Genomic DNA, 13,722 nt, shown 5'->3' with positions numbered 1-13,722 from the left:
GCTGTTTCTTCTCACTATGCTAAAGATGTTGTATGTTGTACAACAATTTTGCCTTATTTCCACCAATTGGGCTCCTTTTGGGAGAATAAGTTGTATGTTGTACAACAATTGCTGAAATATCGCGGATATGCTCTCTGATTGTTGTACAATGTACAACATTGTTTTAGTCCCTTTCACGGAGGTGAACACTTTCAGACTAGCTGGAGTTTGTTCAAATTGGCTAAGGTTCATTTCAGATTTATTGTCCAACTAACCACATATTTTCGACCCCTATCGGGAAAACCAAGCATGGATTATTATTCAATCCACTACTTATTTGGGTTAGGGGTGATAGCTCATTAGCGTGCAAACGATACAAAAACCGCGCATGGGACTGCCGGATTTGAAGGATAAGGTCGCGTTGATCACGGGAGCGGGATCAGGAATTGGTCAGTCTGCCGCCGAGATGCTTGCACAACAAGGGATGAAGGTATGCCTTGTGGATTTGAAGGACGACCGGCTAGAGCAGACGAAACAGGATATTGTAGCTGCAGGCGGTCAAGCGATCACAGTTGATTTCGACGTCTCAGATCCGGACCGTGTTGCTCAGGCGTTCGAGCAAACCGTAAAAACCTGGGGACGACTAGACGTCGTCTTTGCTAATGCAGGCATTAACGGGGTTTTGGCGCCGATCGAAGATATGAAGCCTGAGGACTGGGATCGTACGCTGTTCGTTAATCTGAAGGGTACATTCCTTTGTGTCAAACATGCGATTCCGCATATGAAAGAGAACGGCGGCAGCATAGTTATCACTAGCTCCATTAACGGCAGCCGCTCCTTCTCGGGATTTGGGATGACAGCCTATAGCACTTCTAAGGCGGGACAAGTGGCATTCGCCAAGATGGCCGCATTGGAATTGGCTCGTTATAAAATACGCGTCAACGCCATCTGTCCAGGGTCAATCAAGACCAACATTGGAGAAAATACGCAGCCGACGCCTGAGCTCGAGAAAATCAAAATCCCAGTCAAATATCCGCAAGGCAGCCAGCCGTTGGAACACGCACCAGGACAACCGGAGCAGGTTGCTAATCTGGTAGCTTTCCTAGCCTCCGAAGCTTCGAGCCATATTACCGGCACGGAGCTTTTCATTGACGGCGCAGAATCGCTGCTTTAACGATAGCTTGTAAACCTACTTGCTGGTGGTTGAGGGATACGCATGATTATCCAAGGAAATGAGCAGTCTATATTCGGAGGTGAAAGAAACCATGGATGAGCAAAAAGAAACAGTCACTTCATACGATCCGAAAAGCGGACAATCCAAGGAGGTCAATGTCGTCTTGGATCATGCTCGTAGTGGGGGCATGAAATATACAATCGAAGATGTAGAGAAAGATAACAAGAAAAATGATGATTAGCCGCTTATAAAAAGTTAAAAAGCGTATGTTGACTTAGGGGATTCTCCCGTAACCAACATGCGCTTATTTAATTTCTCTATTATTAATCGTCAAAGCCTGCTCGACATGTTTCAGGACTAGTGTGTTCGGAGCTTCTGATAAGCGTATTATCTAGCCCGTCTTCATTAGAATCATCCGATTTACCTTCAGCAGTAACCGTAGATTCAAATTTTGTGTCTTTGTTATTAGTTAAGTTATCTATTTTTCTCACCCTTTCAATTGTATAGGCTAATATGCTTCTTTTATAAGGGATTTATTCGTTGGCATTATAAATGGATACGTCCATATTCGTTTTAGGAAACCACTGCCATTGGCCTTCGAGAGAGGAATTTGTAGGTCTTGACAAACCATACTGTAATATTTATAATTACAGTATAAAGTCCTTACAAAAAATAAATCTAATGGCGGTGATAATCATGAACTTTGTAATCAGTGATTGGGTTGTGGCAACTACAAATGAAGATGAATTGCTGCATGGTTATATTGAGTCTATAAATGTGCTGCAAGGTATTGTACGGGTGCACGTTATTGCATCTGATCGTGAAACTGCCATCGGAAGAATAATGGAAGTAAGCAGTCAAGACGTAAAGAAATTACCGGTAAGCGAGTTTGATATAGAAGATCAAGTAAAGAGCTTAATTGATGTGGCGCTAACAACGAGAGATGAGCAATGGTTCAATGAATTGTCAGCGAAATTATTCGCTATTCAACAAAATGGTACGAAACGCGGCGAGCGCGATGTATTTCCATCCTACTATCATAACCGCTTAGGTGTTGATCAGTTTTAATGGGTCGAATAAAAGAAAAAGCCAATCCAAGAAAACATGTTGTGCATGTTGTCTAATGGGTTGGTTTTTTAGTTATATTTTCCCGCTTATTGAATAGGTGCCTTGTTTGAGACTTGTTTTTCTTTCGTGACTTCCGCGGCAAAAAGAGTCTGTAGTTCTGTGACTTTTCTGGGATCGGTAAGTGTCACTTTGTCAGCGAAATAATGTTCAACCAGCAGCTCCCATGTAGGAGTTACCTTTTGAGCCGTCATGGCTCGAATAGCGGTCTTAACCAGTCTTCGTTCCTTGGCGTTAGCGTACACGTCAACGTACTGCTGTTTGCGTTTGAAATCTAACTCCGTAAAAATAGCTCGAAATACCTCGGCTGTCATACGCGCGTCGTCCAATGCTCTGTGAGCGGAGCCTTCAGCAGCAATGTTAAGATCGAGCAAAGCAGCCTCGACACTGACATCATTCGTCACATTTTTATAACGGATAAACCCTTTCAATAGATCAAAATAGCTGGCAGCCATCCAGTAAGCATCATCCAACTTATGCATCCGCGTATCAAACACGATGCGTTTCAAATCCTCGCCACCCCAGGTGACTAGCAGGAAAGCTTCACTTTTATTTAGCCAGTCCATGAAATCCGTAATGACTTTACGAAAGCCGTCGGCTTGATCGATATCTTCTTGGGGAATGCCCGTTTTTTTTCTTGATAAACCCATTTAATTTGGAAAAATAAACAGGTTTGACTAGAGATGAAAACTCATCAATAGCCTTCAGGGAGGAATCTAAACGGACTGCTCCAATTTCAATAACTTCCATAGGTAAATCGCTCGCAAACTTGCGACCGTTGAATTCAATGTCCAAAATAATGTAGTCCATGATGTGGCCCCCGTTCTGTCTCTGTGCTTCCATTCTATCAGAAAATGCCTAGGATACCAGCTTCCGTTTTCCATAGACCGCATTTAGAACAAAACTAAACAGTAGTCCTGCAAAGGACATCCCTGAAATCCATAGATATAATTGTTTCCCGCCAAAGCTTTCGTAGAACCAACCACCCAAATAGGAAGCGACGATACCCGAAACGCCAAAAAAAAGGATCGCAAGCACAGTCTGTCCCGTTGCACGCCATTCCTCAGGAACAATACGGTATAAATATTGGATAGCAGCTGAATAAAATATCGGGAATGTGAAGGTTTGCAGCAGCTGAAGATACACGAGAATATGAGGATCAGTCACCCAGGCAGATAGAAAAAAGCGAATGAAGTAAAACACAGCAGCGAAAGAAATGATCGCTAATTCTTTTCCTTTGCGAAGCCACCAAAAGCTTAGAGCGAATACAAGAATTTCGCTTCCTGCTGCAAGAAACCAGGCCAAACCGACCATGTCGGGGGTGCCGCCTAATTTTCGGATATAGACGCCAAGAAAAGTATCGTTGATCCGCTGTGGCACCGCAACAATAAAGATAAGTAACATAAACCAAATGGTTTCTTTATTGCTTAAGAAAATGCGTAGACTTTTTAGAGAGATCGGTTTCCCAGTTACAGGCGCATCAGGCAATGGCAAGCAAATTAGAATGCTTATGATGCCTATTCCAGCGAACAAGAACGCCAAACTATTGATTCCGAAATATTGTGTGGTATAACCAACGGCCAAAGACATGACCGCATAACCGACAGCTCCGAAGGTTCGGATGGAACCGTAGCTTACTCCGTTAGCCTCCGCTGTTTGGAAATTTAGACTTTCTGTCAGGGGATCGAGAGGCATTAAGAAAAAGTACATAAGCATCGTAAAAAGAAGCAGCACAATAAAGCTGGATGAGGCGTATAACAAGTACCCCACAATGGTTGAACATCCTAAGAGGAGTAACATAACCTTCTTAATTGTCTTCGTTCGATCACTGATCATCCCCCATAAAGGCTGCGAGAAGATTGCAATGAAGCCTCCCGTTCCTATAATGAGACCAATCTTCGTTGCTGAAAGCCCTTGCGCATCTAAATAGACGGGAAGAAATGAAACAAACATTGCCAGAAGTGCAAAATACAAAAAGTTAAACGAACGCAATAAATTTGAAGAATTCATGATGACCTTAACCTTCCCAGATAAATTAGCACAATGCTGTTGTAAAACTACATTCTAACATGTGACGGTAAAGAATCCAAAGTAGATGAAAGCGATTCTTTCAGAGACGTACCTCTGAGGGGTTCGTACCCGTTACTTTTTTGAACTGCCGACTAAAGAAATAAATGCTCCGATAGCCTAGGGCTTCCGAAACTTCCCCAACATTCATTCCAAGTCTAAGAAGATAAGCAGCACGTTCGATTCTTTTTTGAATGATATAGGACTCAATCGTTTGCCCCATGATTTCTTTGAATTTAAGTGAAAAGTAGCGTGGCGAAAGGTGCGCTTGTTTGGCTAAGTCATGGATGCTATGTTGGCGCCCCGGATCTTGAATGATATGGGCCGCGATGTCCATCATCACCCGATTCATAGACCGGCGAGCAGGATCACCTTGTGCTTGGTTACCTGGGGTTTGGCGTTCAAACATAAGTAATAACAAACGAAGCAGCATCAAGGCTTCTTCGTCATGTCCATAAGCGCCTGTCAGCCGAACATGAACGAATCGGTCCAAGGGCTTAAACAGATTGCCTACCATCCTGCTATACTTGCCGCGTTGCGAGATATACTTGGTGAGGAGCCACAGCTTATCCAGGATATGGCCTTACTAAAGCCTCCACACGGAGGGGGTGAAAAACCATGGCATCAAGACATGGCTTATGGAAACCTTGCTTATGAGAAAGCAGTGGTAGGCGTATGGATTGCTTTGGATGAAGCTGCGCTGGATAATGGCTGCATGCATGTTATTCCTGGTTCACACATGGATGGCGCAACGCCGCATTACGCAATTCGAGATTGGCAAATTTGCGATTCGCAGGTTGCTGTTGAGAAGGATGTAGCAGTGCCCTTTTTGCCAGGCGGAATCCTAATGTTCCACGGTTTACTTAAACATGGGACACCTTATAATCTTTCTTCGAAGAAACGTCACGCGCTGCAGTTTCATTATGTTGGTATGTCCGTTTCTAAACTAACGCCAAAAGAGTATAAACGTTTCTTCACCAATGAAATGAGCGGGGCCGAGTGTTAATTCTACTAGCATATGGTCAATACATTTTCTGACTAATAAAGAAGATGTGAACTCGGTAGCAAATTCCTACATCTTCCAATCTCTGTGAGGACGGTTTACAATTAGAGAGAGGAGTTGATGCATAATGGGATCACAAATCGTGCGACTGGTACTAGATGCCAAAGCCACATTGGCTGAAGGTCCGAGCTGGAATGCGGAACAGCGTTTGCTGTATTGGGTTGATATTATAGGAAAGAAATTTGGGAGGTTTGATCCTGAAACAGGGCTTAACGAGGATTTTTCCATTGGGGAATATGTTGGTGCAGTTGTCTGTGCCGGTGAAAATGAGGTTGTGTTAGCGACACAATCTGGATTCCAAACGTACCAGATGCAGGAGCGTAAGCTCACGCCTATTGTTGATCCAGAATCTCATTTACAGGGAAATCGGTTTAACGATGGGAAATGTGATGCTAACGGGCGATTTTGGGCGGGAACCATGGAAATTATTGAAAAAGAGGCAACAGGCGCACTCTATGTGCTAGAAACGGATCACAGTTATCGCAAGGTTTACGAGGGAGTGGGCGTTTCCAACGGGATCGCATGGAGTCTAGATGGGAAAGAAATGTACTATATCGATTCTATGAAAAAGCTAGTGCTCGCATTTGAGTATGAGGCGGATAAAGGGGAAATTAAAAACCCGAGAACGCTGATCGATTTTCAGAATGAACAAGGGTTCCCTGACGGGATGACGATCGATGAAGAAGGGATGTTGTGGATCGCCCATTGGGATGGCTGGCAGGTATCCCGTTGGAATCCCCATACAGGTCAAAAGATAGACAGTATTTCCATACCAGCAGCTAAAGTGACCTCCTGTGTTTTTGGTGGAGACGAACTTGATACCTTGTATGTTACGACCGCCCGCAAGGGTCTTCAGGAGGATCAAATGGGGGATCAGCCACATGCTGGAGGGGTTTTTGCGGTAAAGTCAGATGTAAAAGGCACCAAGACGCATTCATTCGGAGTACAGCAGGAGGAACGGAAAGGGTAGGTTCTATGTCAAATGAGAATAGTCATTTAAAGATTCAGTATATCGGTCAGGTCGGTGTTATTCTGCGTAAAAACGATACCGCTATAGCAATCGACCCTTATTTGACTGATTCTGTTGATCATCTTCCTGGGTTTCCGGAGGGTTTTTGGCAACGGCGGTATGAGCCTCCTGTGAAACCAGAGACACTAACGAATTTGGATCTCGTGCTTTGTACACATGAGCACATGGACCACATGGATCCAGACACACTGCTATCTATCGCCTTGGCATCTCCCAAATGTCAATTTGGTGCTCCTAAACCGTGTTTGCCTGCGTTGGAGGCGATCGGCATTTCAGCAGAGCGGCTGCATGCGCTTGGGACGCAGGAGGCATTTCAATACGGCGCAGATCTGATTATTCACCCTATTCCCGCTTGGCACGAAGAGCGAGTGCGAGATGTTGAAGGATGGGATCACTACTTAGGCTACATATTACAGTGGGAAGGCTTATGCATTTATCATGCAGGGGATACTCTTCTGACGGAGGAATTAGTCGAGGCGTTGTCTGGCTTCATCATCGATATAGGTTTTCTGCCGATTAACGGAAGGGATATTTTCCGCAATCGCCTAGGTGTCGTCGGCAACATGAACGCTTTGGAGGCGGCAGACCTAACGGCTCACCTGAAGTTCGACATCGTTGTGCCTGTACACTTCGATATGTATGCAAACAATAGTGAAGGGATCGCTCCCTTCGTTGACCGTTTGTATCAGAAGCATCCAGGACAGAAATTTCATATTTTCCAGCCGGGTGAGACACTGGTATATATGAAGTAGTGGAGGTACTGTTCATAGGGGGAAGTTATGGACTTTAAGCATGATCTACATCGTTACGGAGTCACAATCACGCACTCCTCACACTTTAACGATGAAAATCATCGTCTCAGCAGATATTTTCAGAGGCTCAAGGCCGAACTTCTTCCTTTTTTATAAATAATACAAAGCTTCACCCGCAACAGCCCCTAAGAGGACAATGCACCAAGGCGGTAATTTCCAGAACACTAGCAGGCCAAATAACACGATAACAAATGCAAAATCATAAGGACGAATAATGGCTGTTGTCCAAAGCGGGTTATAAAGTGCCGCGAGTAGGATACCGACAACGGCCGCATTAATGCCTACGAAAGCACTTTGAATTTTGACGTTTGTTCGTAATGAATTCCAAAAAGGCAAAGCACCAATAATCAGAAGATAAGCAGGCAGGAAAATAGCCAAGGTTCCAACGATTGCCCCTCTGAATCCGTCAAACATAGCGCCCAAATACGTGCCAAATGTAAAAAGCGGACCCGGAACTGCCTGCGTAGCCCCATATCCAGCTAGGAAGACTTCTTTACTTACCCAACCTTGCGGGACAACTTCGCGTTCCAAAAGGGGAAGAATGACATGGCCGCCGCCGAAGACCAATGAACCCACCCGATAAAACGAATCGAAAAGGGATAAAAGCTGCGAGTGCCATAGACCGCTGAAAATTGGAAGAAGCAGGAGCAACAGCGCATACAGGAGCAAGCAAAAGATCGCAATAGAGCGATGAACACGTACTTGAATGGCGCTGTTATCTTGGTTGGGAACGGTTTTGAAGGCAAATAGGCCGATGAGTCCGGCGAGTACAATAATAACAACTTGGCTATATACCGTTTGCCATAGCAACGTTACCGAAGCTGCCGCAATAGCTATGGAGGCCGTGCTTTTATCTGATGCCAATTTTTTTCCCATACTGAGAACAGCTTGTGCGACGATGGCAACAGCGACGATTTTGAGACCGTGAATCCAGCCGGTGCTGCTAACATCCATGGCTCTCATTAGCAGGGAAAAGAGTAGTAAGAGGATAATAGAAGGTAATGTAAATCCTAGCCAAGCAGCTGTGCCTCCCAACAATCCGGCACGGATTGTACCGATACCAACACCTACTTGACTGCTGGCGGGGCCAGGGAGAAACTGGCATAGAGCAACGAGATCGGCGTAACTTTTCTCATCCATCCATTTACGTTTCTGGATATACTCATTGTGAAAATAGCCCAGATGGGCAATGGGTCCACCGAAGGATGTCAATCCTAATTTTGTTGATACAAGAAATACTTCAAGCAATGCTTTTCGTTTACTTTGCTGTGGTTTTGCAGCGGTGTCCAAACCCATTTCCTCCTCAATAACGCTTGATGAACATCTAAGTCATTTAAGTGTATCGGAAATTGCAACGCGATTCTACCGTTTAACACAAATAATACAGTAATGAGGACCATCCGATTACTCCTTACACATATAAAAGGATCATGAATTCTACTTGGGTAGAATTCATGATCCTTTTTCGGTGTCCTCTAAATACTCGGAAGGGACGTTCTTCAAATCATGTCACTCCAGCTGATATTCCTTCATCTTGTTGTAAAGTGTACCGCGGGAGATGCCAAGTAGTTTAGCTGCTGCGCTTTTATTGCCTGCTGTTTTGGACAGAGCTTCTTCAATCAGATGGATTTCTTCCACATCAGACACCTTCGCTTTTAATGAAATCGCTGTAGAATCTGCTTCTGAAGAAGTCAGACTAGGTTGCTGCTCCTGTAAAGTGATTGGCAAATGCTCCAAGGTGATCAGGTCTTCATCATTAAGAATGATGCATCGCTCGATGACATTTTTCAATTCTTGGATGTTCCCTGGCCATGAATAATTGGTCAAAGCCAAGATGACCTCTGGCGAAAGTGTTGGAACGGGCTTCTGGTATTGCAGTGAAAATTGCTTGAGATACATTTGGACCATCGCAGGAATGTCTTCGGTTCTATCCCGTAAAGGCGGAATCCGAATGGAAATCACATTAAGTGCATAGTAAAGATCCGAGCGGAATTCTTGATTGACTAGCTTACTGGCTAAATCTTGTGTAGTTGCGATAATGATTCGGGTACGCACGCTAATAGGTTGACTTCCTCCAGAGCGAACGATCGTTTGCTGTGTAATGTAATGATAAAGCTTAGCTTGAAGCTCTAATGGAAGCTTCTCGATTTCATTAATAAACAAGGTGCCGTCTTTGGCTAGCTCCAACTTACCAGCTTGTCCACTATCACTTCCAGAGAAGGCCCCCCCTTGATAGCCAAATAATTCGGCTTCTAATAAACCTGCAGGAACGATGCCGCAATTGATTGTCAAGTAAGGCTGCTCGGATCTTGAACTCGACTGATGGATAATATGAGCAAGCTGCTCTTTGCCAACACCCGATTCTCCAATCAGGAGGACGGGTGTTTCTGTTGCTGCCACCTTCTTGGCCCACTGGATGACTTTACCGATAGCAGGTCCTTTTCCTTTGATTAAGGTAAAGAGGTCTTCAGCTTGATCTTTTTGTGGTAATCCGAAGGAATCAACTGTTGTTAATTGTTCGTTCAATCGTACCAATTGAGTGATATCCTGCTCGGTCGCAATGCCTCCAATAATATGCCCATGAGCATCTCTGATCGGTGACGCATTAATAAGGACGTGGGTGTCAAGCCGAGGACGGTGGTAGGTATTACGAATCATCCGGCCTTCGTCCAAAATTTTCAGGACCATCAGTGTTTCGATATCAAAATGCTCGCCAATGCGTTTGCCCAAAATATCTGCTGCCGGAAGATGATAGAGCTCCTCAGCGACGGAATTCCAGCAAATCACAGCGCCGGCTCGATCAACGACCGTGACAGCATCGGTGACGGTATCCGCGAGTGTATTGAAATAGGCAGACCACTTTTGCAGCTCGGAAAGGGCGAAATTGAGATACGTGGATAAAACGGAATATCCCCCGATGGTCCCATCCTTATCTTTAAAAAGTAACGGTCGATTTGTTCGTTGAGGCACAAGCGGCAAAGGGATGTTTTCGTCCACAGTGATAATCGCGGATACAAAGTGCTTGCTGCTCTCTACTAATTCCTGGATGTTTTTAGCGGAAAAGGCCGTCATAAGGCCTAAATCTTCCGGTGTAAATAAACAAATTTCATCATAACAATGGGAGATAACAGCCGTTCCATTGTTTAAATAGGAAGAAAGCTCTTCAAGCGTTGTTTCAACATGGAGTGTGATAATAGAGCTGTTCAATGGAAAGTGTTCATTAATGAACATAATTGACCTCATTTGTACCATTTATTTGGTTTAAATTTACCATGAAAGCGAGGGACATTCAACACAGGAAGCCGAGTTGGTGAGTATGATAAAGGTATAGAAATAAAAACTGTTCAACAATAAGAAAAATATGAAAATAAACAAATAGTGTTCAAATTTTAAATTAAAGTGTATAATAAGATTATTAATTTTACACTATTGTATAATTCCTTTGGAGGAACAACAGATGGAACACATCATGAAAAATATGTTTCAATCATTAGGCAAAAGCCGAACTGCTAATCGATTAGCCAAAAAGTATGGTTTACGCTTTGGTGCAGCGCGTTTTGTAGCAGGAGAGACCACCCAGCAATCCATCGAAGCTGTGCGCGGGCTTAATCAAGATGGCCGTGTAGCGACTCTGGATCATTTGGGTGAGTTCGTCTTTAGTGAAGAAGAAGCGTTGGAATCAGCAGCCATGTGTATTCAAACGCTAGATGCGATTGCTAGTTCAGGCGTCAAATCCAATCTTTCGCTTAAAATGACTTCACTTGGGCTAGATATCAGCAGAGAGCTTTGTGTAAATAACATGAAACGAATTCTTGATCGCGCTCGTCAGCATGGAAATTTCGTGCGAATTGATATGGAGGATTATGCGCATTGTCAAATCTCACTCGATATTTATCGAGAGCTTCGACAAGAATATGACAACGTAGGAATCGTCATTCAAGCTTATTTGTTCCGGACCATGCAGGATATCGATGATTTACATGCATTCGGAGCCAATTTGCGCCTGGTGAAAGGTGCTTATAAGGAATCTCCGCAAGTTGCTTTTCCAGAAAAAAGCGCGGTAGATGAAAATTACAAAAAAATCATTCAAAAACATCTTCTGAACGGTCATTATACAGCTATTGCAAGTCATGATGAGGCGATTATTCATTTTACGAAAGAATTTGTAAGCTCAAATCGTATCTCCATAGAACAATTTGAATTCCAAATGCTTTACGGGATTTGTGAAGATTTGCAAAAGCAATTAGTAAAAGAAGGATATCGGGTTCGTGTCTATGTCCCTTACGGTGTAGATTGGTTCGGATATTTCATGAGAAGGTTAGCAGAGCGCCCAGCGAATGTCTGGTTTGTTCTGAAAAATATGTTTAAATAACACCCAAGTTTTCCATTCGGAGAGGAGCAATAAGATGAATACATTTACGAAGGTTAGTGCGTATGCTAATGAGCCATTTACTAATTTTGGTCTAGAGGAAAATGTGAAGGCGATGCAAGCTGCTATTGCCAAAGTGAAAAATGAGCTGGGGCGCGAATACCCGCTATATATCGGTAATGAGAAAGTAGTAACAGAGGCTAAAATCACATCGATTAACCCAGGGAATGTAGATGAAATCATTGGATACGTTAGTAAAGCGGATCAGAAGCTTGCTGAAAAAGCGATGAACGTTGCCCTCGAAACATTCGAAACTTGGAAAAAGGTTCCTGCAAGAGAGCGCGCGGAGTATTTATTTAAAGCTGCTGCGCTAATGCGTGATCGTAAGCATGAATTCTCAGCGTTGATGATTCTGGAGTCAGGTAAAAACTACGTAGAAGCGGATGTAGATACCGCAGAAGCGATTGACTTCATCGAGTTCTACGCGCGCGAAATGATTCGTTTGAGCCAAATCAACGAGACGCAGCCATTAGTTAAAATTCCCGGTGAAAACAACCAAATTAGTTATATCCCCTTAGGCGTCGGCGTTATTATCCCGCCATGGAATTTTCCACTAGCGATTTGTGTAGGTATGACCATTGCGGCGGTTGTTTCTGGGAATACCGTTTTGCTGAAGCCAGCTTCAACCACGCCTGTTATTGCTCACAAATTCGTGGCTCTTATGGAGGAAGTTGGACTTCCTGCTGGAGTAATTAATTTCATTCCAGGAAGCGGTGCGGAAGTTGGAGACTATTTAACGACACATCCGAAGACTCGTTTCATTAGCTTTACCGGCTCCAAGGAGATTGGTTTGCGCATCAATAAGCTGGCCGCGGACGTGGCGCCTGGTCAAATTTGGATCAAGCGTGTGATTGCGGAAATGGGCGGCAAAGACGGTATTGTCGTGGACGAAACAGCGGATCTTGACGCGGCTGCAGCTGCGATAGTGGCTTCAGCCTTCGGTTTTCAAGGGCAGAAATGCTCGGCTGGTTCACGTGCTATCATTGTTGAATCAGTTTACGACATAGTTGTAGATAAAGTAGTTACTCTAACGAACCAGCTGCAAAGCGGCTTGCCTGAACACAATTTCGCAGCGGGTCCTGTCATTGATAAAGGTTCCTATGATAAAATTTTAGATTACATTGAAATTGGGAAAACAGAAGGAACGCTTCTTGCAGGTGGCGATAAGGCTGAAGGGAATGGCTACTACATTCAGCCAACTGTGTTCGGTGATGTAAGCGGCAAAGCGCGCGTTATGCAGGAAGAGATTTTCGGACCTGTCTTGGCCATTGCTAAAGCGAAAGATTGGAAAGAAGCCATCGCGATGTACAACGATACGGAATTTGGTTTAACGGGCTCATACTTCTCCACGAATGAGGAGCGGATTTCTGAGGCATTAGACACTGTTCACTGCGGCAACTTGTACATTAATCGCAAATGCACAGGCGCATTGGTGGGTGTACATCCTTTCGGCGGTTTCAATATGTCAGGAACGGATTCCAAAGCAGGCGGTTACGACTACCTCATGCTTCTCACACAAGCGAAGCTGACTTCACGTAAAATATAATGAATAGAAGAAGAGGGCGGACGATGAGTCTGGCCTTCTTTTTTTTATAGGATCGACAGCTGAGGTGCGCAAACACAGGGTAGTACGATGTGCCTTTAAGATCGGTCGCAGAACGTTCAGTCTTCAGGTCATGAAGCAAATCTGGCACGACGATCCGGAAATGGCGCACTTTCTCAAAGAGGAATATATGACCAAGGGTGTTCCGCTTGTGATCCAACTTATTGAAGACGGCAAGAAAAATGGGGAAATCACCGGGGCGCTTTCTACATCCACCCATGATGTATATGCAAATGTTGACGAGCCAGGCTGACACTATGCTGGATTATGCCGAAATACATGGGAATATAGACACGCTGATCGAGGAAATGGTGCATTTGTTTTTCTATGGGATCGGCAGCACGCCTCAACCGATATATCATACGTAAGTTTAAGTTTTGTTGCTCCTTAGAAGAGGATTTGAGATAATGCTGATATCAATAACAGAAGAATGGGAGTGG

Annotated in this window: 16 protein-coding genes; 10 read left to right on the top strand and 6 right to left on the bottom strand. The window is 44.1% G+C overall.

Features of this window, described 5'->3' with window-relative positions:
- Positions 1–367: 367 nt before the first annotated feature.
- From QFZ77_RS28725 to QFZ77_RS28715, 3 genes are all read left to right on the top strand, one after another.
- Positions 368–1,153, top strand: a complete 786-nt coding sequence (locus QFZ77_RS28725) for an SDR family oxidoreductase (RefSeq protein ID WP_307449918.1) — start codon at positions 368–370, stop codon at positions 1,151–1,153.
- Between the two features lie 91 nt (positions 1,154–1,244).
- A complete protein-coding gene (locus tag QFZ77_RS28720; RefSeq protein ID WP_307444790.1) occupies positions 1,245–1,394 on the top strand; it encodes a hypothetical protein in 150 nt (49 codons plus the stop codon).
- A 455-nt stretch (positions 1,395–1,849) separates the two neighbouring features.
- Entirely contained in the window at positions 1,850–2,221 is a 372-nt protein-coding gene (locus tag QFZ77_RS28715; RefSeq protein ID WP_307444789.1) for an IDEAL domain-containing protein, read from the top strand.
- A gap of 86 nt (positions 2,222–2,307) precedes the next feature.
- Here the strand turns inward: QFZ77_RS28715 and QFZ77_RS28710 are convergent, their stop codons facing one another.
- The 4 genes from QFZ77_RS28710 to QFZ77_RS28695 form a co-directional block, all read right to left on the bottom strand.
- On the bottom strand, positions 2,308–2,928 hold the full coding sequence (locus tag QFZ77_RS28710) for a 3'-5' exonuclease (RefSeq protein WP_307444787.1): 621 nt from the start codon (positions 2,926–2,928) through the stop codon (positions 2,308–2,310).
- On the bottom strand, positions 2,861–3,088 hold the full coding sequence (locus QFZ77_RS28705; protein WP_307444785.1) for an exonuclease domain-containing protein: 228 nt from the start codon (positions 3,086–3,088) through the stop codon (positions 2,861–2,863). The genes QFZ77_RS28710 and QFZ77_RS28705 overlap by 68 nt, the downstream gene beginning before the upstream one ends.
- Before the next feature lie 48 nt (positions 3,089–3,136).
- Entirely contained in the window at positions 3,137–4,288 is a 1,152-nt protein-coding gene (locus tag QFZ77_RS28700) for an MFS transporter (RefSeq protein ID WP_307444784.1), read from the bottom strand.
- A 100-nt stretch (positions 4,289–4,388) separates the two neighbouring features.
- Positions 4,389–4,838, bottom strand: a complete 450-nt coding sequence (locus QFZ77_RS28695) for a helix-turn-helix transcriptional regulator (RefSeq protein ID WP_307444783.1) — start codon at positions 4,836–4,838, stop codon at positions 4,389–4,391.
- Between QFZ77_RS28695 and QFZ77_RS28690 the strand changes: the two genes are divergently transcribed.
- From QFZ77_RS28690 to QFZ77_RS28680, 3 genes are all read left to right on the top strand, one after another.
- Entirely contained in the window at positions 4,821–5,351 is a 531-nt protein-coding gene (locus QFZ77_RS28690) for a phytanoyl-CoA dioxygenase family protein (RefSeq protein WP_307444780.1), read from the top strand. The genes QFZ77_RS28695 and QFZ77_RS28690 overlap by 18 nt on opposite strands.
- 124 nt (positions 5,352–5,475) lie before the next feature.
- A complete protein-coding gene (locus QFZ77_RS28685; protein ID WP_307444778.1) occupies positions 5,476–6,378 on the top strand; it encodes an SMP-30/gluconolactonase/LRE family protein in 903 nt (300 codons plus the stop codon).
- A 5-nt stretch (positions 6,379–6,383) separates the two neighbouring features.
- Positions 6,384–7,190: an MBL fold metallo-hydrolase gene (locus tag QFZ77_RS28680; protein ID WP_307444776.1), complete on the top strand. Its 807-nt coding sequence runs from the start codon at positions 6,384–6,386 to the stop codon at positions 7,188–7,190.
- A gap of 150 nt (positions 7,191–7,340) precedes the next feature.
- Here the strand turns inward: QFZ77_RS28680 and chrA are convergent, their stop codons facing one another.
- Positions 7,341–8,540 carry a chromate efflux transporter gene (gene chrA / locus QFZ77_RS28675; RefSeq protein ID WP_307444774.1) on the bottom strand — a complete coding sequence of 400 codons (1,200 nt, stop codon included), beginning with the start codon at positions 8,538–8,540 and terminating at the stop codon, positions 7,341–7,343.
- Positions 8,541–8,759: 219 nt separating this feature from the next.
- Entirely contained in the window at positions 8,760–10,481 is a 1,722-nt protein-coding gene (locus tag QFZ77_RS28670) for a sigma-54 interaction domain-containing protein (protein WP_307444772.1), read from the bottom strand.
- A gap of 226 nt (positions 10,482–10,707) precedes the next feature.
- On the opposite strand from QFZ77_RS28670, the gene QFZ77_RS28665 reads away from it, so the two are divergent.
- The 4 genes from QFZ77_RS28665 (at position 10,708) to QFZ77_RS28650 (ending at position 13,650) form a co-directional block, all read left to right on the top strand.
- Entirely contained in the window at positions 10,708–11,622 is a 915-nt protein-coding gene (locus QFZ77_RS28665; RefSeq protein WP_307444770.1) for a proline dehydrogenase family protein, read from the top strand.
- A 34-nt stretch (positions 11,623–11,656) separates the two neighbouring features.
- Positions 11,657–13,225 carry an L-glutamate gamma-semialdehyde dehydrogenase gene (gene pruA, locus QFZ77_RS28660; protein WP_307444768.1) on the top strand — a complete coding sequence of 523 codons (1,569 nt, stop codon included), beginning with the start codon at positions 11,657–11,659 and terminating at the stop codon, positions 13,223–13,225.
- 64 nt (positions 13,226–13,289) lie between these two features.
- Positions 13,290–13,535 carry a hypothetical protein gene (locus QFZ77_RS28655; RefSeq protein WP_307444766.1) on the top strand — a complete coding sequence of 82 codons (246 nt, stop codon included), beginning with the start codon at positions 13,290–13,292 and terminating at the stop codon, positions 13,533–13,535.
- Positions 13,516–13,650 (top strand): hypothetical protein, encoded by a 135-nt coding sequence (locus QFZ77_RS28650; protein WP_307444764.1) that lies wholly within the window; start codon positions 13,516–13,518, stop codon positions 13,648–13,650. The genes QFZ77_RS28655 and QFZ77_RS28650 overlap by 20 nt, the downstream gene beginning before the upstream one ends.
- Positions 13,651–13,722: the final 72 nt, after the last annotated feature.

This window comes from Paenibacillus sp. V4I3, assembly GCF_030817215.1.
Lineage (GTDB): Bacteria > Bacillota > Bacilli > Paenibacillales > NBRC-103111 > Paenibacillus_E.
This window is presented reverse-complemented; position numbering and strand designations above follow the sequence as displayed.